The organism is Agrobacterium sp. K11, assembly GCF_059429395.1.
Map to the genome: position 1 here is coordinate 1 of NZ_JCAHRB010000007.1, position 25891 is coordinate 25891.

Here is a 25891-nt window from a genome sequence, read left to right on the forward strand (position 1 = left end):
CGAGTGACGGGGCTCGAACCCGCGACCTCCGGCGTGACAGGCCGGCACTCTAACCGACTGAGCTACACCCGCGCTCCACAGACATTCGTCTGCGTTTTTTCCGAGGAACAGGATGGCGCGAGTGACGGGGCTCGAACCCGCGACCTCCGGCGTGACAGGCCGGCACTCTAACCAACTGAGCTACACCCGCTTATCCTGACCGACAAGACCTTAGTCTCGCCGTACGAACCAGCCTCGGCTGTTCGTTGAGCGGCTAACTACGGCGTTCGTGCGGGGGTGTCAAGCAGGTTTCACGACAAAAGAATAAGCTTCTTCATTTTGATCGGAAAAAACTGAAAGGCCTTTGACCGGCATTGCAGCGAATGCCTTGTTTTCCGGGCTTTTCCCAACAAAAACAAAAAACTTGTCCACAGCCGGGGCGTCCGTAACGCGATTCCAGCATACCGCCAAAGGTAACGGCCGGGCGTTGTTTTTATCGAAAAGCCCGCAGTTCCCGGCTTTTTGCCGATCACCTCTGCCAATGGGCAAAGCTATCCGGAAAAAAAACAAAAAAACTTCACAAAAGCTCTTGCGGTTTTTTTCCGATCCGAATACATCACGGCCACCGACGCGGCAGACACGATCTGCAAGACGCGAAGGGCGATTAGCTCAGTTGGTAGAGCGCCTCGTTTACACCGAGGATGTCGGGAGTTCGAGTCTCTCATCGCCCACCATTTTCCAGCTTCTTCAAATTGTGCGCATTACCAAGCCGAAGCTCTTTCGGATGTCGGTGCGTTTTACCGTCAACTTCCTGCATCGGGAATCACGGCCCCTGCCCCTGATTCTGTAGACGGCCGCGGCCTTGGGCTGGTGGAGCGGCTTTTCCGGCGTGAGTCTATGCCAGATCGGCACTTCTGTTCCACATTCATACAGGCCGGCTCCAATAGGTGTGCCACCCCGCAACATACCGAAAAATAAGCAGATTCAGACTTTTTAAAGAGATTTCATGCATTGTTTTCGAGCCGTTTCATGATGAACGGTATAAATGATGGATGAAACCATGTCGGTCGACGCGTTTGTAACACTCGCGCTTATTGCGCTGCCTGTTTATATTTTTTTCCGCTGGGTCCAGCAGGACTCGGAAAAAGACAGCACTCCCAAAAGCAAGAATTCCATGGGGCGGTGAGCTCTAGCGATCTGGTCCACTGCACATTCATGGAAGTCCTCCGGATAACACCCTCGATTATGCGATAGCGACGCGACCATGCCGGTTTTAACGGCTGGTATGCGACTCATCGTGGGGAATCGGCATTCCCCGGATCGGGGTTTCTTCCGCCGCACAAAAAAGCCGGGCTATGCCCGGCTTTTCTCACTTGCGATTCTATTCGGACCGATCAGTTGATCGCCTTTAGATCAACGGTAAAGAACAGCGTTTCGCCGGAAGATCCGTCGACGCCGTCATTGTCAGTGACGACATAGGCCGTTCCTGCCTTGCCGAAGGTGAAGCCTTCCAGCTTGTCAACGGTATAGCCATTCGTCTGGGCCTTGAGGTCCGGCAGGAAATCATGTGCTTCCTGCTTGGCCACCAGCGGCAGTTCGCCACCGATCTTGCCCGGCTTCAGGTCAGCGATCGCGACGCGGTAAAGCTTCTTGATCTTTGCCTTGTCACCGACCTGATTGTCGCGCTCGACGATATAGACATAGTCGCCCTGTGCGGTGATTTCAGAAAGGCCGACCCAGCCTGCCTCGGTCTTGTCGAGCGGGTAACGCACGGCTCCCCATTCCTTGGACTTCGGATTGTAGGAGACGAGCTTGACGAAACCCTTCTCGTCCGTGCCCCATTCGCGCTGTACGGCCATCCACAGCGTCGCGTCGTCGCCCTTGCCGATCATGGTCACGCCTTCGAAACCGAAGCGGGTTTCGCCAGCCAGCAGTTCCTTCGGCAGAGCGATCTCAGCCTTGATCTCGCCCTTGGCGCTGACATTGTAGAGTGCGTGGGGCACGAGCTTGGCACTGTCACCTTCCGAGGCCAGCCAGAAGCCGCCCTTACCGTCAAGCGTAATGCCTTCGATGTCGAGTTTCTGGGCTGCGATACCGTCGCGCTTGATGCGCAGGGCGCTGGTGATGGTGGCGGGCTTCTTCGTTGCGTCGATGGTGTAGATCGACGGCTGGTTTCCATAGACCGAGTCGGACACGGCGTAGAGGATGCCAGGCTTTTCAGCATCGCCCACCAGACCGGAGAGAGCGCCCCAGCCGATCGGTGCGCCATCAACGGTGGCGGAAGCGAGCTGCGGGTAGGCAATCTGGCCTTCTGCGCGTTCATAGATCATGACATGCGAGCGAGCGCCGCCATCTTCGACGAGATCGGCTTCGTTGGCAGTGACGAGAAGATTGCGCGACGGAATGGCGACGGCGCCTTCAGGCGAAATGCCCGAGGGCAGAAGCTGGACCAGTTCCGGTGTGCCGCCCGTATCCTTGTAGACCGCAGCGAGAGACGCGCGCTCGGCAAGAACGAAGAAGTACTTCTGACCATCGAAGGTTGCCGTCTCCAGACCTTCCGGCTCGATGCCCTTGGCCTTGGAGCGCTTTTCCGGATAGTGGCCGATGCTGGCGGCGGCGTGCTCAAGGGTGGCACCGGCTTCATAAAGAAGCTTGCCGGTCTTGTCGAAAATGGTGAAGCCGCGCGCGCCGCCCTGCCAGTCACCCTCATTGGCGATGACGATTCGGTCATTGTCCAGCCACTTCACGGCATCTGGCTCACGCTTGCGGCCTTCCTGCTTGTCGGTGAATTTGATCTGGCCGTCCGTCTTCGTGTCGACGCCTTCCAGATCAACCGTGCCGGCGGAGAAATGCGTCTTTACCGTACCGGTCTTGCCGTCGATGATGACGATGTGGTTGTTTTCCTGCAGCGTGAGCGCGATCTCGCCATTGGCATTGATCGAGACGAATTCCGGCTCCGGATCTTCCGGGGAGATTTCGGCAAGGCCGGTCACGTCGATCTTCTTCAGCGTCGCGCAGTCGGCAACGCCGTTTTTCAGACCGACCGTCACCAGATAACCGGCCGGCATCTGTGGCAGGGCGCCTTCGTTCACCTCTTCATCGCGTTCGTTTTCGATCGCGATGGCGGCGAAGGTCTTGTCCGGGGAAATTGCGACAGAATCTGGCTGGCCACCGAGATCGCAGCTCGCTTCAATCTTCTTGGTGGCGATATCGACCGTCACCAGCTTGCCGGACGGCTTGGCGCGGTTTTCGGACGTGTTGACACCGGCCAGAACCTTGGCGCCAGCAACGGCAACCGAGGTCGGTTCGCCTTCCAGCAGCAACGCGCCGCCAGCCTTGGGTGCCTTGGCGTCGGTGATGTCAACGAATCCAATGCCGCCAAGCGGGCTGTCCGAATAGATCAGCGTCTTACCGTCTTCGCTGGCGGTTACGATTTCAGCTGAAGTGACGGCCTTCGCGTCCTTGTCCGCTGGCAGGTTCTTTACGACCGGGAAAGATGCGATGCGGTTGAAAACCGGCTCGGCAGCAGCCGGAAAGGCCGCGGACGTGAGCAGAGCAGCAGTCAAAGCCATCTGAGAAAGTCGGAACGCCATTATAAATCCCCCTTGGATCCAAAAAAACACCCTATGGCTTCTGCGTCAGAGACATGACAGCGGCATGACATTTCCTGCCGGAGGAATCAAAAAGCCCGACCATGAAGGCCGGGCTTTCCTGTTCGTGCGCACATTCCGCGTATCGGAGCGCCGTGTGACCGGATAGAGGCTACACAGGCGCGCTCTCCTACTTTCAAGTACATCTTGCCGGTTCGAAAAAAGGGCTATCCGAAAAATCATTTCGAAAAGCCGCCCGGTTTACGTGCCGGCATGACGGCGTCAGGGCGTCAAAACATGTTTCCTCGTGAACCTGAAAAGCCGCCCGCCCGCCGCCGGACGTCACGGCCTTTCGGAAACCTTACGAGTTGACGGCGTCCTTCAGGCCCTTGCCTGCGGAAAACTTCGGTACGTTGCGAGCCGGGATATCGACTTCAGCACCCGTGGAAGGGTTACGACCCTTGGAGGCTTCACGACGGCTTACGGAGAAGCTGCCGAAGCCAGCGAGACGGATGTCGCCACCGCTCTTCAGTTCGTTCTGTACGGTTTCGAATACGGCATCAACAGCGGAAGCAGCATCTGCCTTCGTGAGACCAGCCTTTTCGGCAACAGCAGAGACGAGCTCGTTCTTGTTCATGTTTCCACCCCTTTCAATGGTTTGAAACGACTCAAATTAAGCCGGCGCAGAATACGTCTGTATCCGCGCGCAGCAACTCAAAAGCGCTGGAATCGCCTGAAAAACAAGGGGTCTGCGGGGTTTTTCACAAAAAAGGCCGACATTTCTGCCGGCCTTTCCCTTAAACGTGCCAATTTCGCACCAGTTCTGCGAGCATCAAAGAAGCATCGCGCCTTTCGGCATCTAACACATTGAATCTATGCACAGGTGTCGCGAAAACGGATTCTGGCTTTCACAACGACGTGGCAATCAATGTGCGATCGTCTGTCCGCCCTCGTCGACACCGTCGACAGTTGCGATAACAGGCGTTTCGATGCTGCCGTCCCACTCGATTGGCTCGGGCATGCGAAGCAGCGCGTGCTTGATGACCTCACCCATGCGAGAAACCGGGATGATCTCCATCTCGTTCTTCACATTATCAGGAATATCCGCCAGGTCCTTGGCGTTTTCTTCCGGGATGAGCACCTTCTTGATGCCGCCGCGAAGAGCCGCAAGCAGCTTTTCCTTCAGGCCGCCGATCGGCAGCACGCGACCACGAAGCGTGATCTCACCCGTCATCGCCACATCCTTGGAGACCGGGATACCGGTCATGATGGAGACGATGGCGGTTGCCATGGCAACACCGGCAGACGGTCCATCCTTCGGGGTAGCCCCTTCCGGAACGTGAACGTGAATGTCGCTCTTGTCGAAACGCGGCGGTTCGATGCCGAAGTCCACGGCGCGCGAGCGGACATAAGATGCCGCTGCCGAAATGGATTCCTTCATCACTTCCTTGAGGTTGCCGGTGACCGTCATGCGGCCCTTGCCCGGCATCATCACGCCTTCGATGGTGAGCAACTCACCGCCGACTTCCGTCCATGCCAGACCGGTGACGACACCAACCTGATCCTCACGCTCGGCCTCGCCGTGGCGGAACCGCGGAACGCCCAGATAATCCGGGACATTGGCTGCGGTGACTTCCACGGACTTGACCTTGCCCTTGATGATCTCGGTCACGGCCTTTCGCGCAAGCTTCATCAACTCGCGCTCGAAGCTGCGCACGCCCGCCTCGCGGGTGTACTGCTGGATCACGATCATCAGAGCGTCATCGCTGACCGAGAACTCTTCCGGACGCAGGGCATGTTCCTTGATCGCCTTCGGCAGCAGGTGACGCTTGGCGATTTCGCGCTTTTCGTCCTCCGTGTAACCGGCGATGCGGATCACTTCCATACGGTCCATCAGGGGACCTGGAATGTTCAGCGTGTTGGCCGTGGTCACGAACATCACGTCGGACAGGTCGTATTCCACTTCAAGATAGTGGTCCATGAAGGTGGAGTTCTGTTCCGGATCGAGCACCTCCAGCAGTGCGGAAGACGGATCGCCACGGAAATCCATGCCCATCTTGTCGATCTCGTCGAGCAGGAAGAGCGGATTGGACTTCTTGGCCTTCTTCATCGACTGAACGATCTTGCCCGGCATGGAGCCGATATAGGTACGGCGGTGACCGCGGATTTCCGCCTCATCACGCACACCACCCAGCGCCATACGCACATATTCGCGGCCGGTCGCCTTGGCGATCGACTTGGCGAGCGAAGTCTTGCCGACGCCGGGAGGACCGACGAGGCACAGGATCGGGCCACGGATCTTCGAAGCGCGAGCCTGCACGGCCAGATATTCAACGATGCGTTCCTTGACCTTGTCCAGACCGAAATGATCCTGATCGAGGACCGCCTCGGCGCTGTTGAGATCAACCTTGACCTTCGACTTCTTGCCCCAGGGCAGGCTGAGCAGCCAGTCCAGATAGTTGCGCACGACAGTCGCTTCCGCAGACATCGGGCTCATCTGGCGAAGCTTCTTCATTTCCGCCTCGGCCTTATCCTTGGCCTCCTTGGAAAGCTTGGTCTTGGCAATGCGCTCTTCCAGTTCGGCCATCTCGTCACGGCCATCCTCGCCGTCGCCGAGCTCCTTCTGGATCGCCTTCATCTGTTCGTTCAGATAATATTCGCGCTGCGTCTTCTCCATCTGGCGCTTGACGCGCGAGCGGATACGCTTCTCGACCTGAAGCACGGAAATTTCGCCTTCCATGAAGCCGAGCGCTTTTTCAAGCCGCTGCTTCACGCTGACGGTTTCCAGCATTTCCTGCTTTTCGGTGATCTTGATCGACAGGTGCGACGCAACAGTGTCGGCCAGCTTCGAATAATCGTCGATCTGGCCGGCAGCGCCGACAACCTCGGGCGAAATCTTCTTGTTGAGCTTCACATAGCTCTCGAACTCCGAAACGACGGACCGCGACAGCGCCTCGATCTCAACCGGGTCTTCCGCAGGCTCCTGCAGCGGCGTCGCAGACGCTTCGTAGAAATCCTCGCGGTCGGTATAGGCCTCGATCTGGGCGCGACCCTTGCCTTCCACAAGCACCTTCACGGTGCCGTCGGGCAGCTTCAGCAGCTGGAGAACGTTAGCGACCGTGCCGACCTTGTGGATGGCTTCCGGGGACGGATCGTCATCGCTGGCGTTGATCTGGGTAACAAGCATGATCTGCTTGTCCGAGCCCATGACCTCTTCGAGAGCGCGAATGGATTTTTCCCGCCCGACGAACAGGGGAACGATCATATGCGGGAAAACGACAATGTCGCGCAGGGGAAGTACCGGATAGATACCGCCGGATGCCGCAGACGTGATGTTCGTCATATCATTTCCTTTCATGGTCCCTTTCAGGACACTTTGCCTGACGTCTTGGGGCGTCCGGCATATTCATTTCTCGAGACTGAAAGTGGAGTTTCGGAACGCCGATTTCAAGTCACCGGAAGAGACGACCCCGCGCAACGGCACGGCCGTAAAATTCAAACAAATACAGCGCCGGCTATTACTCCCGACATTTCCGGTTATCCCACAGGATCAGGAACCGGGTCGCCGACGGTAATTCACATTTCCGTCATATCGCGCTGCAAATCAGTTTTAAGACTTTATCAGCAAAGCGCAATCCGCTCCAAACGCAAAATCGGGTTACTCCAAGTTAGCGGCAAGTTTCGCACCTGCCACAACAGAAAAGGCCCGCACGAGTGCGGGCCTTTGGAATTCATCAAAGCGTCGGATCGGTCAATCAAGCCGAAACATTGGCCTTTTCTTCCTGACGATCCGCATAGATGTAGAGCGGGCGAGCGATGCCGCTGACGACATCGTTGGAGATCACCACTTCGCGCACGCCTTCCAGCGTCGGCAGTTCGAACATGGTATCCAGAAGGATCTTTTCCATGATCGAGCGCAGACCGCGGGCACCCGTCTTGCGGGTAATCGCCCGGCGCGCAATCTCGCGCAACGCGTCCTCGTGGAAGGTCAGTTCCACATCTTCCATCTCGAAAAGACGCTGATACTGCTTGACCAGCGCGTTCTTCGGCTCGGACAGGATCTGGATCAGCGCATCCTCGTCAAGGTCCTCCAGCGTAGCCAGAACCGGCAGACGGCCGATGAATTCCGGAATAAGACCGAATTTCACCAGATCTTCCGGCTCCAGTTCGCGCAGCACCTCGCCAACGCGGCGATCGTCTTCCGCCTTGACGGTCGCACCGAAGCCAATCGAGGTCTTTTCGCCCCTGGCCGAGATGATCTTGTCCAGGCCGGCAAACGCGCCGCCGCAGATGAAGAGAATGTTGGTCGTATCCACCTGCAGGAATTCCTGCTGCGGATGCTTGCGGCCGCCCTGCGGCGGAACGGAAGCGACCGTGCCTTCCATGATCTTCAGAAGCGCCTGCTGAACGCCCTCGCCCGACACGTCACGCGTGATCGACGGGTTGTCCGACTTGCGGGAAATCTTGTCGACTTCATCGATATAGACGATGCCGCGCTGGGCGCGCTCGACATTGTAATCCGCAGCCTGCAACAGCTTCAGGATAATGTTTTCCACGTCCTCGCCGACATAACCGGCTTCGGTCAGCGTCGTTGCGTCTGCCATTGTGAAGGGAACGTCGATGATGCGGGCGAGCGTCTGGGCAAGATAGGTCTTGCCGCAACCCGTCGGACCGACGAGCATGATGTTCGACTTCGCAAGCTCGACATCGCCATTCTTGGAGGCGTGCGCGAGGCGCTTGTAATGGTTGTGAACGGCCACCGACAGGATCTTTTTCGCCTGCTTCTGGCCGATGACGTATTCGTCGAGGATCTTGATGATGTCCTGCGGGGTGGGAACACCCTCGCGCGACTTCACCATCGACGTCTTGTTCTCCTCGCGGATGATGTCCATGCACAATTCGACGCATTCATCGCAGATGAATACCGTCGGTCCGGCAATGAGTTTCCGGACTTCGTGCTGGCTCTTGCCGCAGAATGAACAATAGAGTGTATTCTTAGAGTCGCCGCCGTTGCTGCCGCTGACTTTGCTCATATCACTTTCCTTCCAGCACGCCGCAGGTCCGCCAAACGGATCGCGGTCAACTTACCGCCCGCCGATACGGCCGCCCTTGGGTGCATCGCCGTATCCGCCTCGTTTCCCGGGGTACTAACCGGTATCAGATACATGAGCTGACAACCGGCTGCAACGAATTCCCCATCAAAACAAAGGCCACGTCATAAAAATTCAACACAGCCTTTATATATACTAATATCGCTTTCTGTTGCGGTTGAAAGCCCCGAAATTACTTTGCGGGGTTAAACAACCGTCAAAAAGCGTCGCGCCTTAATTCGCGGCGGCGCCTTCCATTTCCTGGCGCGAGGTGAGGATCTTGTCGATCACACCCCAGTCCTTGGCCTCGTCGGCATCCATGAAGTGGTCGCGATCAAGGGTTTTTTCAACCTCTTCCAGCGTACGGCCGGTGTGCTTCACGTAGACTTCATTAAGGCGACGCTTCATTTTAATGATGTCGCGGGCGTGACGCTCAATATCCGAAGCCTGCCCCTGGAAGCCGCCGGAGGGCTGATGCACCATGATGCGGGCGTTCGGAGTTGCGAAACGCATTCCCTTTTCGCCAGCGGCCAGAAGCAGCGAGCCCATGGATGCGGCCTGGCCGACGCAAAGCGTCGAAACGGCAGGACGGATGAACTGCATCGTATCGTAGATCGCCATGCCGGCGGTCACGACGCCACCCGGCGAATTGATGTAGAGCGCGATTTCCTTCTTCGGGTTTTCAGCCTCGAGGAAAAGCAGCTGCGCGCAGACGAGCGAGGCCATCTGGTCTTCCACCGGTCCGGTGAGGAAAATGATGCGTTCCTTGAGAAGACGGGAAAATATGTCATAGGAGCGTTCGCCGCGATTGGTCTGCTCTACGACCATCGGCACCAGAGCCATGGCGGTATCAACTGGATTTTTCATGTCCGTCCTTTGTCAAACTCTGCCCTTCGCGGAAAACCGCTCCGGAATCACTTCTAACCTTCGTTCTCCCTACATAGAGTGTCCCTGCCCGGTACTTCAAGACACGAAGCCGCATATCCTTAACGGCTCAACAGCGTTTACGGGCGTTTTCCACCCGCGGGGTAACGGCTATGGACAAGCCGATGCCAACCGGACCATTCTCTGTCGCCCGCATTATTTTTTAACAGGAGCAAACCGCAAACGCAAAAACCGGTGTGTTGCCCAGATATAACTTCTCACTGGCAAGAACTCGTTAGGTATTTGCGGCTGATACTACGACCGCGAATTTCCGGTTTCCCGTCAGGGGGCGGGAGCCTCTTTTGAGGCGAAATGGCATCTCCACCAATTCGGCGGGCATTGCGCACATCGTGCAGCGAACCGCTTTTACGGCATGATAGCGCAGATAGGATTTTGCAATGCTGGATGCAAAGACGGGCATGCTGCTTTGGGCGTCGGAAACGCTGACCCTTGCCCTGCTGCTGGGAACCCTGTGGCTGCACCGCCCTGCCCGCCGGCACAATATCTATTTCGCCGCCGGTTTCGCCGCCACGAGCGCCGGCACGGTGATGGTGGCGCTGCGCGGCGATATTCCCAACTTCCTGTCGATCGAAGTCGGCAATACGCTTGCCCTTTCGGCCTTCAGTTTCTGGCTCGCCGGTCTCCTGTCCTTCGAACAGCGCAAGACCGCCGGCTGGATCGCCATTCCGGCGCTGTTATGGGTGGCGGGCATGCTGATCGGCCCCGTACGCGAAAACATGGTCCCGCGCATCCTGCTCTATCACATCTGTGCCGCCACCGGTTATTTCATGCTGGCCGGCATTCTTCTGGCCAGCAAGGCACGCGCGTCATTCAGCCGCAAGGTGCTGGCGGCCACCTTCATCGTGCAGGCATTTTGCGGGGCGCTCGTGGCGTCCATCGTCATTCCCGTCAACGCCGCCGCCCCCAACGCCATTCCGCTGACGGCAGCGCTCGCCTTTTCAGGCATTCTCGGCTTTACCATCATCGTCATGATGAGTGCCAAGATCATCATGGAAGATACGGAAACCCGCCTGCACCGGCTGGCCATGACCGACCACCTGACCGGCGTCCTCAACCGGCGAGGGCTGCTTGAAGAGTTCGAACACATCAAAAAAAGGTCGCCCGGCTCCAGCCGTTACGTGGCGCTGGCGCTGTTTGACATCGACCATTTCAAGAAGATCAACGACAAATACGGCCATCAGTCGGGAGACGCGGTGCTTGTGCATTTTTGCAATATGGCGCAGCGGGTCATCGGTGAGCGCGGCCTGTTCGTCAGGATGGGCGGCGAAGAATTTGCGCTCGTCGCCGAAGTGGAAAGCCCCTCCAGCACCGTGACGCTTGCGGAAGCCATCCGCAGCAACCTGCGCCTTTCGAAGATCAGCGCACGCGGCGAAAACATCGAGGTCACGACCAGCGTCGGCATATCCGAAGCCATGATCAAGGATGCGGATCTGAGCGTGATGATGACGGAGGCCGACCGCGCGCTTTACGCGGCCAAGAAGGCCGGCCGCAACCGGACCGTGATCCACGTCAATTCAGCCAATGTTGTCGTCCCCTCTCCGGACCGGAACGAAAACCCGATGGACAACAATGCCAACCGGCAGGTTGCGGCGCTGAACCGGATAGCGGCCATCGCCAACCGGTGACAAAGTAACCACACAGTGACATGCGGATAAACACATGGAACGGCATTTTCACGCCCTTCCCAAAGTGCGGCGCGCGGAATAAACCATGGACATGACAGCGACATTTCCCTTTCTCAAAATCGATCCCGCCACGCGTCGTGTTTCACTCGATGCACGCAATCCGGCTTTCTACAACGACCCGAACCCGGTCTACGCTGCCCTGCATGCCCAATGTCCCACTTTCTATTGGGAAGAGCAGCGGCAGTGGTTTTTCACCGAATACGACCATGTCAGCGCCCTCCTGCGCGACCGCCGGTTCGGACGGCAGATCCTGCATGTTGCGAGCCGCGAGGAGATCGGTCTGGCAGAGCCGCTCGAGCATGTGAAGCATTTCGACGCCGCAGAGCAGCACTCGCTTCTGGAGCTGGAGCCGCCGGAACACACACGGCTGCGCACCCTCATCAACCGCGCTTTCGTTTCGCGGCATGTCGACAAGATGAAGCCGGAAATCGAGGAACTCGCCAACCGGCTGATCGACGCCTTTGAAGGAAACGGCGAGACGGAACTGCTCTCTTCCTATGCCGATATCATCCCGGTCACGATGATCGCGCGCATGATCGGCATTCCCGAGGAAATGGGGCCGCAGCTTCTGAAATGGTCACATGCCTATGTCGGCATGTACATGTTCAAGCGCACGCCCGAGGACGAGCTTCTGGCCGACAGGGCCGCACATGAGTTTTCAGACTATGTGCGCAGTGTGATCGCGGAGCGCCGGGCAGAGCCGAAAGACGATCTGCTGAGCCACATGATCCATACGGAGCACAAGGGCCAGTATCTGACCGACGACGAGCTGATCTCGACCACCATCGTTCTGTTGAACGCCGGGCACGAGGCGACGGTGCACCAGATCGGCAATTCCGTGCGCATCATTCTGGAAAGCGGCATCTCGCCCGACACACTTTTCCACGACGAGACGGTAACGGAACGCACGGTGGAAGAAACGCTGCGTATCTGCGCGCCCGTCCATATTTTCCAGCGCTGGGTTCTGGAGCCGGTCGAGATCGACGGCGTGGAATTCAAACGCGGCGACAAGGTCAGCCTCATTCTGGCGGCCGCCAATCTCGATCCGGCCAAGTTTTCCGATCCCCTGGCATTCAGGCCGGACCGAAACGAAGGCGCCAACGTCTCCTTCGGCGCCGGCATCCATTTCTGCATTGGCGCGCCGCTGGCAAGACTGGAGCTGAACCTAGCCTTGCCTCTGCTTTTCAAGCGACTGCCGGGCCTGAAGATTGCCGAGCCACCCAAGGTCAAGGACGTCTATCACTTCCATGGTCTGGAACGGCTCGATCTCAGCTGGTGACAGCCACGCCGGGAACAACCTTTATCCCGGCGGTGGACCAATAGAAATCATCCGGCTCCTACAACCGGATGACATAATCCTTGCGGGTCGTTTCGACGACCTCCCAGGTTCCCTTGAAGCCCGGCCGCAGGACCAGCCTGTCGCCCGGTTTCAGGTCGCGCGGGGATCCGCCATCCTCCGTCAGGATCGAGTGACCCTCGAGAATGTTAAAATATTCCCATTCGTCATAGACCACCCGCCATTTGCCGGGCGTCGACTGCCAGATGCCGGCATAGATGCCACCGGGCGCTTCCTCCAGATTCCACGTGGTGAATTTGGGGTCGCCGGAAATCAGCCTTTCCGGTGCGGGTGCACTGTGCTCCACCTCCGCCTCGACATCACTGGCCGTAGCGGTTCGTGTATCTTCGAATGCGAGAAAATTCGTCATGACGACCCCGGTCTCTCAGAGCTTCGCAAGCGATTGTTCGAGATCGGCGATGATGTCCTTGACATCCTCGATGCCGATCGAGAGGCGCACCACATCCGGTCCGGCACCCGCCGCCGTCTGCTGTTCCGGTGTCAGCTGCGCATGTGTCGTGGAAGCCGGGTGGATGACGAGAGAGCGTGTATCGCCGATATTGGCGAGATGGGAGAAGAGTTGCAGACCTTCCACCAGCGCCTTGCCGGCGGCATAACCGCCCTTGATGCCGAAGGTGAAGACGGAACCAGCGCCCTTTGGCGAATAATGCTGCTGGATTGCGTAGTTGTCGCTGTCCTCCAGCCCGGCATAATGCACCCAGCCCACCTTGGGGTGCGCTTTCAGCCATTTGGCGACGGCCAGCGCATTGTCGGAGTGGCGCTGAACGCGCAGCGGCAGGGTCTCTATGCCCGTGAGGATGAGGAAGGCATTGAAGGGTGAGATCGCAGGGCCGAGATCGCGTAAGCCAAGAACGCGGCAGGCAATCGCGAAGGCGAAATTGCCGAAGGTCTGGTGCAGCACGACGCCGGAATATTCTGGGCGGGGCTGCGACAGCGACGGATATTTATCCGTGGCCGACCAGTCGAAAGTGCCGCCATCGACGATGATGCCACCCATGGAATTGCCATGGCCGCCGAGGAATTTCGTCAACGAATGCAATACGATATCCGCGCCATGTTCCAGCGGCCGCAACAAATAGGGGCTTGCCATGGTGTTGTCGACGATGAGCGGCAGGCCGTGACGATGAGCGACATCGGCAATCGCGGCGATATCCACGAATGTGCCGCCCGGGTTGGCCAGGCTTTCGATGAAGATCGCGCGTGTGCGGTCGTCGATCTGCCGTTCGAAAGTGGCCGGATCAGCCGCATCGGCCCAGCGCACCTGCCAGTCGAAACCCTTGAAGGCGTGGCCGAACTGGTTGATGGAGCCGCCATAAAGCTGGCGTGCCGCGACGAAATTGTCGCCGTGTTGCAGCAATGTGTGGAAGACCAGCAATTGCGCGGCGTGACCGGATGCAACGGCAAGTGCCGCCGTGCCGCCTTCAAGCGCTGCGACACGCTCCTCCAGAACCGCCTGGGTTGGGTTCATGATGCGCGTGTAGATATTGCCGAACTCTTTTAATCCGAACAGCGCGGCGGCGTGATCGGCGTCACGGAAGGCATAGGCCGTTGTCTGGTAGATCGGCGTCGCGCGCGCACCGGTGGTCGGATCGGGCTGTGCGCCCGCGTGCACGGCCAACGTTGAGAACCCGGGATTGCTGCTCGGCATGATGTTTCCTCCAATGATATTTTGGAGGGATCATAATGCCTTGCCGCCAAATGATAAGTCCAATCCGTACCAACTATCGCACAATATTGAGACGCGGATACTCAATTGCGGGGCAACGGTCCATCACCACGTTCATGCCGTAGGCCTCGGCCTTGGCCGCCGCATTGTCGTCTCTGACCGAAAGCTGGCCCCAGATCACCGATGGCCGCTGCGGCAGCAATATCGCCTCTTCGACAATTGCCGACAAATATTCCGGCGCCCGGAACACATCGACCATATCAACGGGCTCGGGAATGTCGGCAAGCCGCGCATACACTTTCTGCCCCAATATCTCCTTGCCCGCCTGACCGGGATTGACCGGAAACACGCGGTAACCCTTGGACAGCAGAAAGCGCATGACGCCGTGGCTCGGCCGATCCGGATTGGGAGAGGCGCCAAGCAGGGCGATGGTCCTGACATCCGTCAGAATTTTTCTGAGGTAATCCGGTTCATAGGTATCATGCTGCATGTCAACTTTTCCCTCTGCCATATCGCGCGGTTCAAGGACCTCAAGCGCCGGCTCGACGCTCAATGGCCCAGCGAGAATTGCCTCTCCCGCATAAATCCGCGGACGAGCTTTTCGCACCGCTTTTTTGCGGCCGCTTTCCTAGATCTAGGAACCCTCATCCTTCTCTTGAACCCCTGCTCGAATGAAAATATTGAACAAGCCGGGCTCGTGATGTCACGAAAGTATACCTAGGTTCGCGCAAAATGATTTCACAAAAACACCTTAAGCGGCGTTGTGCTGAGTATTTTTATCCAGTTTTTCAAAAGCATACATTTCGATGAACATTTGCTGAAACAACATTTGCGTGCATCTTATGCGCCCTTCGTCTCCTGTTTGTTTTCATTCCGTTCACCGATGCATTAGGCGTATCTAATTTTCAGAAAGTTATTCTGTAAATCAAGTTATAGGTAAAACTGTAACGTTGTAGCCGGCCATTCAGTAATGAATTGAAACTTCTTTTCATTTTTAGCCTGCATGTGCTCGCTTGATTGATACAGTTTCATCTTCTGGATATGGGCAATTTCGAGCAGGAATAATCGCCGCAATCGGTCGCATTTTTGCGAAAAACACGTTCCACAGCAAAACCATAAGCTGTGCATCCGGCATAGGCGCGTATGTCCTGCTGATGAAATCGTGAGCACGGCCGTATATCGCCTCTCGCACAGTTACCCACTCCATCCCGCAACACGCACAAACCCGAAACTTGACACGCGTCATAATCCGCAAAGAAGCAACCGCTTACGACAGGAGGATTTGCGTCTCCCACAGCCACCACGGAAAATGGATTCCGGTTTTCAAGCCGATGCTGTAGGTTGCCTAGAATAGCCCATGAGCGAGTCTCTATCGTGACATTTGACATTCTAATTCTGGTGCTTCTGGGCGCGATATTGCATGCCGGATGGAATGCGCTGGTAAAATCCGGATCCGACAAGTCGCTGGACGCCTCGCTGATCGCGGCGGGCGCCGCAGCTTGTTCTTTACCCTTCCTGCCCTTCCTGCCGTTTCCTGCGCCGGTGGCCATTCCCTTTCTCATCGCCTCGGCCGTTCTGCAATTTGCCTATTTCCGGCTAGTCGCCGCCGCCTATACGATCGGCGATATCGGCCTCGTCTATCCCGTCATGCGTGGCGTGGCGCCGCTGATCGTCGCAGCGACGAGCAGCCTTTTTCTCAGCGAGATTTTAAGCCCGCTTGCGCTTGCCGGGATTGCCATCATTTCCGGCGGCATCCTGACGCTTGCCTTCGAGGCGCGGCGCGGCGGCGGAAAGGCGATCATTGTCGCGCTCATCAACGCCTTCGTAATTGCATCCTACACCTTCGTTGATGGTTTCGGCGCAAGGCTTTCCGGCAATGCGATTTCCTATACGCTGTGGATGTCGCTTCTGCCGCCCGTACTCCTCTTTGGTTTCGCATTTTACCAGCGCGGCGTAAGCGCGGTTACGCAGCATGTGCAGCGAAACTGGTGGCGCGGCCTGATCGGCGGCGGCGGCTCCATCCTCTCCTACGGGCTGGCGCTCTACGCCATGACCAAGGCCCCCGTCGCCGTCGTCGCGGCGCTGCGCGAAACCTCAATTCTGTTTGCGCTGGTGATCTCCGTCGTCATCCTCAAAGAACGCGCCAGCGTCTGGCGTTATCTCGCTGGCGGCATCATCGCAGCGGGTGTTCTGGTCATGCGGCTGGGATGAAACAGGTAAATCTATGGGGTAAAATAATACCACATAAACAAACCGTTGTTTTTATTGATTTATTTTTACGGTCAGCAAAATCCGTCATATTGACGCTTCATCCAGCACACCGTATAAGCGCGCCAGATCGGATTCCAAAGGGAATATGGTCATTTGTGGTCGCCTTCGGGTGACCAAACCAAGCAACAAGAAACGCCCGTATGCTCTTACTTAAAGAGCATGACGGGTCCACGTTAGAAAGTGAAATCCATGTCTACTTTCGTTCAGAAGCCTGCTGAGGTGGAGAAGAAGTGGGTCATCATCGACGCCGAAGGCCTCGTTGTTGGTCGCCTCGCCACCATCATTGCAACCCGCCTGCGCGGCAAGCACAAGGCCACCTACACCCCCCACGTCGATGATGGCGACAACGTCATCGTCATCAACGCGGAAAAGATTGCCTTCACCGGCAACAAGTACGCCGACAAGAAGTACTACTGGCACACCGGTCACCCGGGTGGCATCAAGGAGCGTACGGCTCGCCAGATCATCGAAGGTCGCTTCCCGGAGCGCGTCGTTGAAAAGGCCGTCGAGCGCATGATCCCGCGCGGCCCGCTCGGCCGTCGTCAGATGAAGAACCTGCGCGTTTACGCCGGCTCGAACCACCCGCACGAAGCACAGCAGCCCGTCGTTCTCGACGTAGCCGTGCTCAACAAGAAGAACGTAAGGAGCGCCTGATAATGGCCGATCTTTCCTCTCTGAAAGACCTCGCCCCTGCATCGGAAGCTTCTGCTCCCGTGCACGTCCGCAAGGTTGACACTCTCGGCCGCTCCTACGCGACCGGCAAGCGCAAGAACGCCGTTGCCCGCGTATGGGTAAAGCCGGGTTCTGGCAAGATCATCATCAACGGCCGCGATTTCACCACGTATTTCGCACGTCCGGTTCTGCAGATGATCCTTCAGCAGCCGATCGTTGCCGTTGCACGCACGGGCCAGTTCGACATCATCGCTACCGTTGCCGGTGGGGGTCTGTCCGGTCAGGCCGGTGCCGTTCGTCACGGTCTGTCCAAGGCCCTCACCTACTTCGAACCTGGCCTGCGCGCCGTTCTGAAGAAGGGTGGCTTCCTGACCCGCGACAGCCGCGTTGTCGAACGTAAGAAGTACGGTAAGGCCAAGGCCCGCCGTTCGTTCCAGTTCTCCAAGCGCTAATCGCTTCTCGGAACCGTTCGTTCAAAACTTCGAAAAGGCGGGGCTTCGGCTCCGCCTTTTTTCATTGCCATCCTCCTTGTTTTTTCGGCGAGAAGACAGCACCCTCAGCGCAAACCGCAATGGGGTGATCAATGCCATCAAAAACCATCGACCATGCCTTCACCGCAGCAACGCTGACATCGGCTGCGACCGACCCGACCCATGCGGGCGTCCTCTCCTTCATGCGGCGCAAATATACCAAAATCCTCAAGGGCGTATCGACGGCCGTCTGGGGTGTCCCCTTCGATGCAGCGACATCCAACAGGCCGGGTGCACGCTTCGGGCCGCAGGCGATCCGCCGCGCCTCCGCGATTTTCGACAACGACCCGCAATATCCCTTCGCCCGCGATCTTTTCGCCCATATGCCGACCATCGATTATGGCGACTGCCTGCTCGACTACGGCAATCACTGGAAAACGCCTGATACAATCGAAAAGGAAGCGCGCAAGATCATCTCCAAGACGGATTATCTGCTAACGCTCGGCGGCGACCATTTCATCACCTGGCCGCTGCTGAAGGCGCATGTGGCAAAGCACGGCCCGCTGGCGCTGGTGCATTTCGATGCGCATCAGGATACCTGGTTCGACGACGGCAAACGCATTGACCATGGTTCCTTCGTGGCACGCGCCGTGCGCGATGGTCTGATCGATGCCGATCGTTCCATCCAGATCGGCATTCGCACCCATGCGCCTGAGGATTTCGGCATCCGCATTCTCCACGGTTACGAGGTGGAGGAGATGCGGGCGAGCGATATGGCCTCGCTGATCATCAAGCACACGGCAGGCATGCCCACTTATCTGACCTTCGATATCGATTGCCTCGATCCAGCCTTTGCGCCCGGAACCGGTACGCCTGTGGCCGGTGGGCCGACAAGCGCCAAGATATTGTCCGTCCTTCGCGGACTCGGCCAGCTCGATATTCGCGGCTCCGACGTGGTGGAGGTCGCGCCCGCTTACGACCATGCTGATATCACTGCCATTGCCGGAGCGACCGTTGCAATGTATATGCTTGGCCTGCGCGCCGAACGGCTGGCGAAGGCCGGCTGAACCGACGCCCGGGCGCTTAGCAAACTGAATCCGATTACACTCGCAACCCTCTGAAAAGTCAGGACAAGGACATGACAGCGAAGATCTTCATCGATGGCGAACACGGCACAACGGGTCTGCAGATCCGCACGCGCCTTGCTGGTCGCCGCGATATCGAGTTGCTGTCCATTCCCGAAGCAGAGCGCCGCAACGCCGCTATCCGCGAGGACATGCTCAACAACGCCGACATTTCGATTCTCTGCCTGCCGGATGATGCTTCCAGAGAAGCTGTCACCATGGTGGCAGGCAACAACAATGTCCGCATCATCGACACCTCGACCGCCTATCGTATCCATAAGGACTGGGCTTACGGTTTTGCCGAAATGGACAAGGAACAGGGCGAAAAGGTTCGTTCCGCCCGCTTCGTCGCCAATCCGGGCTGCTACCCGACCGGTGCGATCGGCCTTCTGCGTCCGCTGCGCGCCGCCGGCATTCTGCCCGATGGTTATCCCGTCAGCGTCAACGCCGTGTCCGGATATACCGGCGGCGGCAAGCAGATGATCGCGCAGATGGAAGATCAGAGCAGGGACGATGCGATCAGTGCCAACAACTTCCTCTATGGCCTGACGCTTGCACACAAGCACGTGCCGGAAATGACCATTCACGGCCAGTTGGACCGCGCCCCGCTGTTTGCACCCTCCGTCGGGCGCTTCCCGCAGGGCATGATCGTGCAGGTTCCGCTGTTTGCCGCCGACCTCAAGGACGGCGCGACCATCGAGACCGTGCATGCCGCGCTCACCGCCCATTATGCCGGACAGGACATCGTCAGCGTCGTTCCGCTTGCCGAAAGCAAGGGGCTGTCCCGCATCGATGCCGAGGAACTGGCGGGCAAGGACACGATGAAGCTGTTCGTCTTCGGCACGCCGGGCGGCGAACACATCAATCTCGTCGCGCTGCTCGACAATCTCGGCAAGGGCGCATCGGGTGCGGCTGTCCAGAACATGGAGCTGATGCTCTCGGCATGAGGCTTTCTGCGTGAGCCGAGCTATCCCCTTTTTTCCGGCCTCGTGGAATATCGAGGCCGCAAAACAGATTGCCGATACGCCTGCCGGGGTGGTTTACGAAGTCAGACTTGGCAATGGTTCCCTTGCCATCGCCAAGGTACTTAAACACAAGGTTCTGAAAGACAGCCTTCGCGGGGCGGATTTCATCGAATGGCGGGCAGGTGTCGGCTGCGTGAAGCTGCTCGATCGCTCCGACGACATATTGCTCATGGAACATGCCGGCAATGAGACATTGCGCGACGTGCTTTTTCGCGACGGCGACGATGATGCCACGACCGCAATCGCCGCCGATGTTCTCCTTCACTATCACCAGCCTTCAACGCAGACGCCACCAGCAAGCCTGCTGACGCTGCCGCAATATTTCGAAAGTCTGTTCCGTAAAGCCGAGCACGATTGCAGCGAAGGCTTCGACAGCCCCTATATCGAAGCCGCTTCACTTGCCGAGGAGCTTATCGGGCACCAAAGCAATATTCGACCGCTGCACGGCGATCTGCATCACGAAAACATCATGCGCAGTGCGCGTGGCTGGATCATCATCGACCCGGCAGGCCTGATCGGCGATGAAGCACTCGACGTCGCCAACATGTTCTCCAATCCACTCGACCGCTTCGATCTGACACGCAGCGAGGCACGCATCGCCTCCATGGCGTCGATTCTTGCGAAAACGCTCAAACGGAACGAACGGGTGCTTCTGCAATATGCCTTCGCCTACGGCTGCCTTTCGGCAGCATGGCACGAGGAAGATGGCAACACGCGCGAACGCGACGACGAACTGGCCGTCGCGACAACCATCAAATCTGTCCTGAAGCAATTTTAAGGGTTTTCAGTCCCTGATCTCAACCGCTACAGGTGCCGGGTATTCGCCGAGGAAGCCTCGCCAATGGGCGACTGCAAAACCAAGCACCAGCAGCGCCATGCCCTGATGGGCGAGCGCCACATGAATGTCCACATGCATCAGAAGCGTGGTGATGCCGAGCGCCGCCTGAATGGAGATCAACACGAAGAACAGTACGGCGCGGCGGGCATGCGGCGTGCCGGGCAAGGCGCGAGCCAAGGACACCATATGCCACAGCGTGGCGGCAAACAGCGTATAGGCGCCGAGGCGGTGGACGAACTGCACCGTCTTCGGGTTTTCGAACAGGTTGATCCACCAGGGCTGTTGCAGGAAAAGATCGCCGGGCACCAGGGAGCCGTCCATCAGCGGCCACGTGTTGTAGGACAGGCCGGCATTCAGCCCCGCCACCAGCGCGCCGAGATAAATCTGGAACAGACAGAGGAAGGTCAGCAGCGCGGCAAAACGGCGGCCGGTCGTTTCATTGGCAGCATCGGGCGAATGGTGCGACAGGCCGCGCAATATCCACATGCAGCCCGCAAAGATGAGGCACGCGATCGTCAAATGCGTTGCCAGGCGATATTGCGAGACATCCGTACGGTTGACGAGGCCGGAAGACACCATCCACCAGCCGACGAAGCCCTGAAAGCCGCCAAGCCCCAGAAGGCCGATGAGCGGCAGGCGCAAGCGCCTTTCGATGCGGCCGGTCAGCCAGAAGAAGGCTAGCGGCAGGGCGAAGATGAGGCCGATGGCGCGGGCAAGCAGTCGATGCGCCCACTCCCACCAGAAAATCGTCTTGAACTCATCGAGCGACATGCCCCGGTTGATTTCCTGATATTGGGGAATACGCTTGTAAAGCTGGAATTCCTCTTCCCATTCGGCAACGGAAAGCGGCGGAATGGCGCCGTGGATGGGCTTCCATTCGGTAATTGACAGGCCAGACTCGGTCAGCCGCGTGGCGCCGCCGACAAGCACGAGACAGAACAGCGTGAAGAGAACGACGCGCAGCCAGATGCGCAGCAGGCGGCGATCCTTCTCCTGTTTCTGCAGGGCAGCCTCCACCACCATTTCCGCAGAACCATTTGCCATCGTCATGCCGCTCGAATGCATCTTTGAGGTCTCCATCATACAGTCATGTTGATTAGCCCCAACCGGCACAACAAAACAAGGCCTCAGGGTTTGCGGCATCCGGTCGCGGCGGTATAGTTTCGCCAGACACTAGATCGTCCTGTTTCTGCTTCGAATCACCAAGACGATCTAGATTTTTTGTTTTACGCATGTCTTTTCCCCAAAACCGATGACACTTTTGGGATACATGCTCGGTTACGGAAGATTTCATGCACCCTCGCCTCAGATCGCTCATCGGCACCATCGTCATCATCTGCCTCGTCGTCATCTACGCCGTAGCGGCGACGGCCATCGCGTCGGCGACGCTGGCGCAATCTCCATGGTGGGTGCATCTTGCCTACTTCGTGCTGAGTGGGCTTTTGTGGATACTGCCCGCCATGCTGGTCATCAAATGGATGGCCGGCTCCAAAAAACAGGAATAGGCACCTGCCTTCTACGGGACATCCAGAGGTCGCAATTTTATAAACCTCTTGTTTGCCGCTCAACGATATAGTCTCACCGAAACAACCGGAGAGCGTGGATGGCGGCTGAAGCGCCGGTCATAGTCAGCGAGGGTGAAGGACCAGCCGCCGTGCAAAACGAGCGGCGGGGCGCCGATCGCCTGGCTATCGATCTCGTCGACGATGCCTCCACTATCCGCGCCGACTGGGAACAGCTGGAGAGCGACCCGCTCAATTCGCTGCATCAGGGTTACGGCTGGTGCTCCATCTGGGCGCAAACGCAGGACAGACCCCTCCTCATCATTCGCGGCAGGCAAAGCGGAAAGACCGTGTTCCTGCTGCCGCTCGAAATCGTTCTGGAAGGCGGCATCCGCAAGGCACGTTTTCCCGGCGGTCGTTTCAACAATATCAATACCGGGCTTTTCGACCGGTCCTTCGCCGAAGCAGCCAGCCACAAAACGGCGGCAGCCATTGCCCGCGAAGCGCGAAAGCTGCTGCGTGGCCAGGCGGATATTCTGGCCTTGCAGAACATACCGCTGATCTGGCGCGGCAGGGCCAACCCGCTCTCGCATCTGGCATCAGTCGAAAACCAGAACCCGGCCTTCCAGATTCCCTTACTGGCAAATTTTGAGAGCACGCTTCGGCAGATCAACGCCAAGAGGCGCCGGAAGAAATTCCGCATCCAGAGCCGAAGAGCCGAGGAAATGGGTGGTTACAGCCATGTGATCGCCCGTTCGCCACGGGAAAAGTGCGAATTATTGCAGACGTTTTTCCGGCAGAAGGCAGCCCGGTTCGCATCGCAGGGCATTCCGGATGTTTTTCGCGATCAATCGGTAAAAGACTTTTTCTATGACCTCGCAAATTTTCCGGAGATCGGCACAGACAGTCTTCTGGAACTACACGCCATTCGTCTGCATGGTCAAAATGAAGGTTTCATCGCTGCCATATCCGGCCTTTCGCGCAAGCAGGATCACATTATCTGCCAGTTCGGTTCTATCGATGAGACCTTCGCGGAAATCAGCCCCGGTGAGCTGCTGTTCTGGCTGATGATCGAACGGGCTTGCAGTGAAAATGCGGCGATCTTCGATTTCGGCGTCGGCGACCAGCCCTACAAGCGCAGCTGGTGTCCGCTTTTCACCGTGCAGCATGATATTTTCCTGCCGATGACGTTGAAGGGCCGCGCGGCGGCCTCGGCCTACGTTGCCATTGCCCGGACAAAGAGCCTGATCAAATCCAATCCGGCACTCTATGCGTTCATTCAGCGTTTCCGCGCCGGCCGGCCGAGCATGGACGCAACGCCCGCCGCCGACTGACCGGTTATCGGCCGCAGCATGTCAGGCGGCGCTAAGACGGTCCGGTTTGCGCATGCCGGTCATCGGCAATGCCTGCTCGTAGCCGTGGGCAACCAGTTCTCCGAGGGTCTTTTCCAGCAATTCGCTATCATTACCGGGAACGGACACAACGATTTCCGCCGGCAGATTGCGCAGCATTTTCTCAAGGCTCGATATCTGCACCGCGCCGCACTCCACGAGAACCGTGTCATAGGCGTCGGAAAGCGCGCTGAGGATCATGGTCAACCGGTCGATCGCGCGCATGGCCTCACGCGGCTGCGCATTGCCGCGCGGCACGATATGGGCATCGGAAAGCCGGTCGCCGTGAATGGTTTCGCCAAAGGCGGCGGCACCCGCCAAAAGGTCCATGACGCCCGGAAGTCCGGTCTCAGGCGCCATCAGGCGCGTCGGACAGGCCGATGCCGTCATATCGACGAGAACGACCGAACGGCCCATTTCGGACAGGGCGCGCGCCAGCATGACGGTGGTGGTCGAACCACTATCACCAGCTGGAGACACGACCGCTGCGACGGATTTGGCAAGACGGGTGGCGAGGAAAGACGCGACGGAGTCGATCGAGAAATTGTCGGCGTTGTCGATCTCTTCTTCCGCAGTGTCCACTTTCGCAGCGACGGCGTCTGCAACCGGCAGGGCCGATTTGGCAGCAACGGCCGCGACCGGTATCTGCGCTTCCTGTTCGACAACGGACTGGCGGGCAGCGGCAGGCATGGAACGAACCGCAGGCGTCGCATCCTCTTGACGTGCGGGAAGCGGTTGCTCCGGCGTATCCGATGTCTCATTCGTGTCAGCACGCGCTTTGGCGGGCGGTGGCGGATCGGACAGCGGCGGGACATGGGTCTTGCCAACCGGCTTCAACGCCCGCCCGGTGAACAGTTCCACGAGCATGACGACGATGCAGGAGAGAAGGAAGGCCGCCAGCGTGACGACAATGGTGATGGCGCCGGTCTTCGGGAAATAGGGTTCGCGCGGCTCCACTGCAGTTGAAATCACGCGGGCATCGGCGGGCGTGGATTCGGCTGAACCGGCGCGCGACGTCGCCTCGCGGTAACGGGCGAGATAGGTTTCAAGAAGCTGGCGCTGAGCCGAGGCCTCGCGCTCCAGGTCGTTGAGGCCAACCTGCTGCTCACCGGCGCGTACACTTTCCGTTTTCAGCACGTTCAACTGCTGAACCAGTTGCCGCTCCCGCAGGCGGGACACATTGGCCTCGTTTTCGAGACTTGCGAGCACCTTGCGGGTCTCTTCCTGAATCTGCCGCTGTATGCCGTCAATTTGGCTGCGCAGCGCCTTGATACGCGGATGGCCTTCCAGCAGCGAGGAAGACAGATCGGAAATCTGGCTGCGCATGGCAGCCTCGCTTTCCTTCAGTCTCTGGATCATCGGCGAGGCGACGACGTCGGGGAAAGTATCGAGTGGGCGGCCGCTCGAAAGCGCGTTGCGCACGCCTTCTGCCCGCGCCTCCGCATTCGCCCGCTCGCCGCGGATACGGCCAAGTTCGGTCGAGATATCGCTGAGTTGCCGGGTGGCGAGCGTTTCGCCCTGCCCTGCCGACAGAATATCGGACGAGGCGCGGTAATCCGCGACCTTCCTGTCCGCATCGCGAACCTTCTCACGCAGACTGGCGATTTCCGGCTCCAGCCAGCGTGCCGCCTCCGTGCTTGTGTCCAGTTTCGCGCCGCTCTGCAGCGCGATATAGGCCTTCATCATCGCGTTGGGGACTGCTGCCGCAAGCATGGGGTCCTCGGACGAGAACTCGACCGTGATGACGCGCGAGCTTTCGACCTGGTAGACCTGCAACCTCTCCTGGAACGCTTTCAGTATCCGTTCCTCTGGCGGCACCTGCTGCGGATCTTTCTTGACGCCGACAGCAACCAGCAGCTTCGAGACGAGAGAAGGACGCGCCGCCGGGTCAAGCTCCTGCCGCTCATAAAGCTTCATATCTTTCGCGACCTGCTTGATAAGGTCGACCGATTGCAGGATCTGCACCTGGCTGGAGATCGTCAATTCATCGAGCACGGGTTCGGCGGGCGCATTCGACTGCTGCGACGCACCGAAGGAGGCCGCGCGCGATTCGATGAGGACGCGCGCCTCGCCCTTGTAAGCGGGCGACATCATGCTTGCGACAACGAAGGCGGCGCCCCCGGCAAGCAGCGTGATCGCCGCTATCCTGCCCTTGCGCTGCCATATGGCAGCGACGAGCCGCGCGAGATCGATATCCACATCTCTGTCATCAATGCGATCGCCGTTCATACGGGCTCCGTAACCGAGATACACCTCGGGCGCTCAAATATAGAGGCCAATTTTCGC

Annotated in this window: 22 protein-coding genes and 2 tRNA genes; 12 read left to right on the forward strand and 12 right to left on the reverse strand. The window is 58.3% G+C overall.

Annotated features, from left to right (window positions below; translation table 11 throughout):
- Window positions 1-113 precede the first annotated feature (113 nt).
- Both AC5SEO_RS13765 and AC5SEO_RS13770 read right to left on the reverse strand, forming a co-directional pair.
- Window positions 114-190, reverse strand: a tRNA-Asp gene (locus tag AC5SEO_RS13765).
- An 89-nt stretch (window positions 191-279) separates the two neighbouring features.
- Window positions 280-411: a hypothetical protein gene (locus AC5SEO_RS13770; protein WP_003512651.1), complete on the reverse strand. Its 132-nt coding sequence runs from the start codon at window positions 409-411 to the stop codon at window positions 280-282.
- Window positions 412-637: 226 nt separating this feature from the next.
- Here AC5SEO_RS13770 and AC5SEO_RS13775 point away from each other — a divergent pair.
- Both AC5SEO_RS13775 and AC5SEO_RS13780 read left to right on the forward strand, forming a co-directional pair.
- Window positions 638-713: transfer RNA gene (locus tag AC5SEO_RS13775), tRNA-Val, on the forward strand.
- A gap of 311 nt (window positions 714-1024) precedes the next feature.
- Window positions 1025-1165 (forward strand): hypothetical protein, encoded by a 141-nt coding sequence (locus AC5SEO_RS13780; RefSeq protein ID WP_003512649.1) that lies wholly within the window; start codon window positions 1025-1027, stop codon window positions 1163-1165.
- A gap of 208 nt (window positions 1166-1373) precedes the next feature.
- Here AC5SEO_RS13780 and AC5SEO_RS13785 read toward each other — a convergent pair whose 3' ends face one another.
- The 5 genes from AC5SEO_RS13785 to clpP form a co-directional block, all read right to left on the reverse strand.
- On the reverse strand, window positions 1374-3572 hold the full coding sequence (locus AC5SEO_RS13785; protein WP_174068295.1) for an esterase-like activity of phytase family protein: 2199 nt from the start codon (window positions 3570-3572) through the stop codon (window positions 1374-1376).
- A gap of 358 nt (window positions 3573-3930) precedes the next feature.
- Window positions 3931-4206, reverse strand: coding sequence for a DNA-binding protein HupB (hupB, locus tag AC5SEO_RS13790; RefSeq protein ID WP_003496481.1), 276 nt, complete (start codon window positions 4204-4206; stop codon window positions 3931-3933).
- A 288-nt stretch (window positions 4207-4494) separates the two neighbouring features.
- Complete coding sequence (lon, locus tag AC5SEO_RS13795; RefSeq protein ID WP_003512645.1) at window positions 4495-6912, reverse strand: endopeptidase La; 2418 nt, start codon at window positions 6910-6912, stop codon at window positions 4495-4497.
- A 412-nt stretch (window positions 6913-7324) separates the two neighbouring features.
- Window positions 7325-8602 (reverse strand): ATP-dependent Clp protease ATP-binding subunit ClpX, encoded by a 1278-nt coding sequence (gene clpX / locus AC5SEO_RS13800; protein WP_003512644.1) that lies wholly within the window; start codon window positions 8600-8602, stop codon window positions 7325-7327.
- 291 nt (window positions 8603-8893) lie between these two features.
- On the reverse strand, window positions 8894-9526 hold the full coding sequence (gene clpP / locus AC5SEO_RS13805; protein WP_003496491.1) for an ATP-dependent Clp endopeptidase proteolytic subunit ClpP: 633 nt from the start codon (window positions 9524-9526) through the stop codon (window positions 8894-8896).
- Between the two features lie 455 nt (window positions 9527-9981).
- Between clpP and AC5SEO_RS13810 the strand changes: the two genes are divergently transcribed.
- Window positions 9982-11229, forward strand: a complete 1248-nt coding sequence (locus tag AC5SEO_RS13810; RefSeq protein WP_174068294.1) for a GGDEF domain-containing protein — start codon at window positions 9982-9984, stop codon at window positions 11227-11229.
- 85 nt (window positions 11230-11314) lie between these two features.
- Complete coding sequence (locus tag AC5SEO_RS13815) at window positions 11315-12568, forward strand: cytochrome P450 (protein WP_003512642.1); 1254 nt, start codon at window positions 11315-11317, stop codon at window positions 12566-12568.
- A gap of 58 nt (window positions 12569-12626) precedes the next feature.
- Here the strand turns inward: AC5SEO_RS13815 and AC5SEO_RS13820 are convergent, their stop codons facing one another.
- The 3 genes from AC5SEO_RS13820 to AC5SEO_RS13830 form a co-directional block, all read right to left on the reverse strand.
- A complete protein-coding gene (locus AC5SEO_RS13820; RefSeq protein WP_003512641.1) occupies window positions 12627-12995 on the reverse strand; it encodes a cupin domain-containing protein in 369 nt (122 codons plus the stop codon).
- 15 nt (window positions 12996-13010) lie between these two features.
- Window positions 13011-14294 carry an O-acetylhomoserine aminocarboxypropyltransferase gene (locus tag AC5SEO_RS13825; protein ID WP_003512640.1) on the reverse strand — a complete coding sequence of 428 codons (1284 nt, stop codon included), beginning with the start codon at window positions 14292-14294 and terminating at the stop codon, window positions 13011-13013.
- A gap of 73 nt (window positions 14295-14367) precedes the next feature.
- The gene (locus AC5SEO_RS13830; protein WP_025593243.1) at window positions 14368-14802 is read right to left on the reverse strand and encodes a CoA-binding protein; all 435 of its coding nucleotides are present in this window, start codon (window positions 14800-14802) and stop codon (window positions 14368-14370) included.
- An 884-nt stretch (window positions 14803-15686) separates the two neighbouring features.
- On the opposite strand from AC5SEO_RS13830, the gene AC5SEO_RS13835 reads away from it, so the two are divergent.
- The 6 genes from AC5SEO_RS13835 (at window position 15687) to AC5SEO_RS13860 (ending at window position 20652) form a co-directional block, all read left to right on the forward strand.
- Window positions 15687-16523: an EamA family transporter gene (locus AC5SEO_RS13835; protein WP_174068293.1), complete on the forward strand. Its 837-nt coding sequence runs from the start codon at window positions 15687-15689 to the stop codon at window positions 16521-16523.
- A 249-nt stretch (window positions 16524-16772) separates the two neighbouring features.
- On the forward strand, window positions 16773-17237 hold the full coding sequence (gene rplM / locus AC5SEO_RS13840) for a 50S ribosomal protein L13 (protein ID WP_003512633.1): 465 nt from the start codon (window positions 16773-16775) through the stop codon (window positions 17235-17237).
- 2 nt (window positions 17238-17239) lie between these two features.
- A complete protein-coding gene (rpsI, locus tag AC5SEO_RS13845; protein ID WP_003512631.1) occupies window positions 17240-17707 on the forward strand; it encodes a 30S ribosomal protein S9 in 468 nt (155 codons plus the stop codon).
- Between the two features lie 131 nt (window positions 17708-17838).
- A complete protein-coding gene (speB, locus tag AC5SEO_RS13850; RefSeq protein WP_113291481.1) occupies window positions 17839-18792 on the forward strand; it encodes an agmatinase in 954 nt (317 codons plus the stop codon).
- Window positions 18793-18863: 71 nt separating this feature from the next.
- Window positions 18864-19796: an N-acetyl-gamma-glutamyl-phosphate reductase gene (gene argC, locus AC5SEO_RS13855; protein ID WP_019565461.1), complete on the forward strand. Its 933-nt coding sequence runs from the start codon at window positions 18864-18866 to the stop codon at window positions 19794-19796.
- Between the two features lie 10 nt (window positions 19797-19806).
- Window positions 19807-20652 (forward strand): aminoglycoside phosphotransferase family protein, encoded by an 846-nt coding sequence (locus tag AC5SEO_RS13860; RefSeq protein ID WP_174068292.1) that lies wholly within the window; start codon window positions 19807-19809, stop codon window positions 20650-20652.
- A gap of 6 nt (window positions 20653-20658) precedes the next feature.
- Here AC5SEO_RS13860 and AC5SEO_RS13865 read toward each other — a convergent pair whose 3' ends face one another.
- Complete coding sequence (locus AC5SEO_RS13865; protein WP_003512619.1) at window positions 20659-21777, reverse strand: COX15/CtaA family protein; 1119 nt, start codon at window positions 21775-21777, stop codon at window positions 20659-20661.
- A gap of 227 nt (window positions 21778-22004) precedes the next feature.
- Between AC5SEO_RS13865 and AC5SEO_RS13870 the strand changes: the two genes are divergently transcribed.
- Window positions 22005-22217 carry a DUF2842 domain-containing protein gene (locus AC5SEO_RS13870; protein ID WP_003512618.1) on the forward strand — a complete coding sequence of 71 codons (213 nt, stop codon included), beginning with the start codon at window positions 22005-22007 and terminating at the stop codon, window positions 22215-22217.
- Window positions 22218-22315: 98 nt separating this feature from the next.
- The gene (gene uppA, locus AC5SEO_RS13875; protein WP_174068291.1) at window positions 22316-23548 is read left to right on the forward strand and encodes a polysaccharide biosynthesis GNAT family N-acetyltransferase UppA; all 1233 of its coding nucleotides are present in this window, start codon (window positions 22316-22318) and stop codon (window positions 23546-23548) included.
- A 21-nt stretch (window positions 23549-23569) separates the two neighbouring features.
- Here uppA and uppB read toward each other — a convergent pair whose 3' ends face one another.
- Entirely contained in the window at window positions 23570-25834 is a 2265-nt protein-coding gene (gene uppB / locus AC5SEO_RS13880; protein ID WP_112674475.1) for a polysaccharide biosynthesis protein UppB, read from the reverse strand.
- Window positions 25835-25891: the final 57 nt, after the last annotated feature.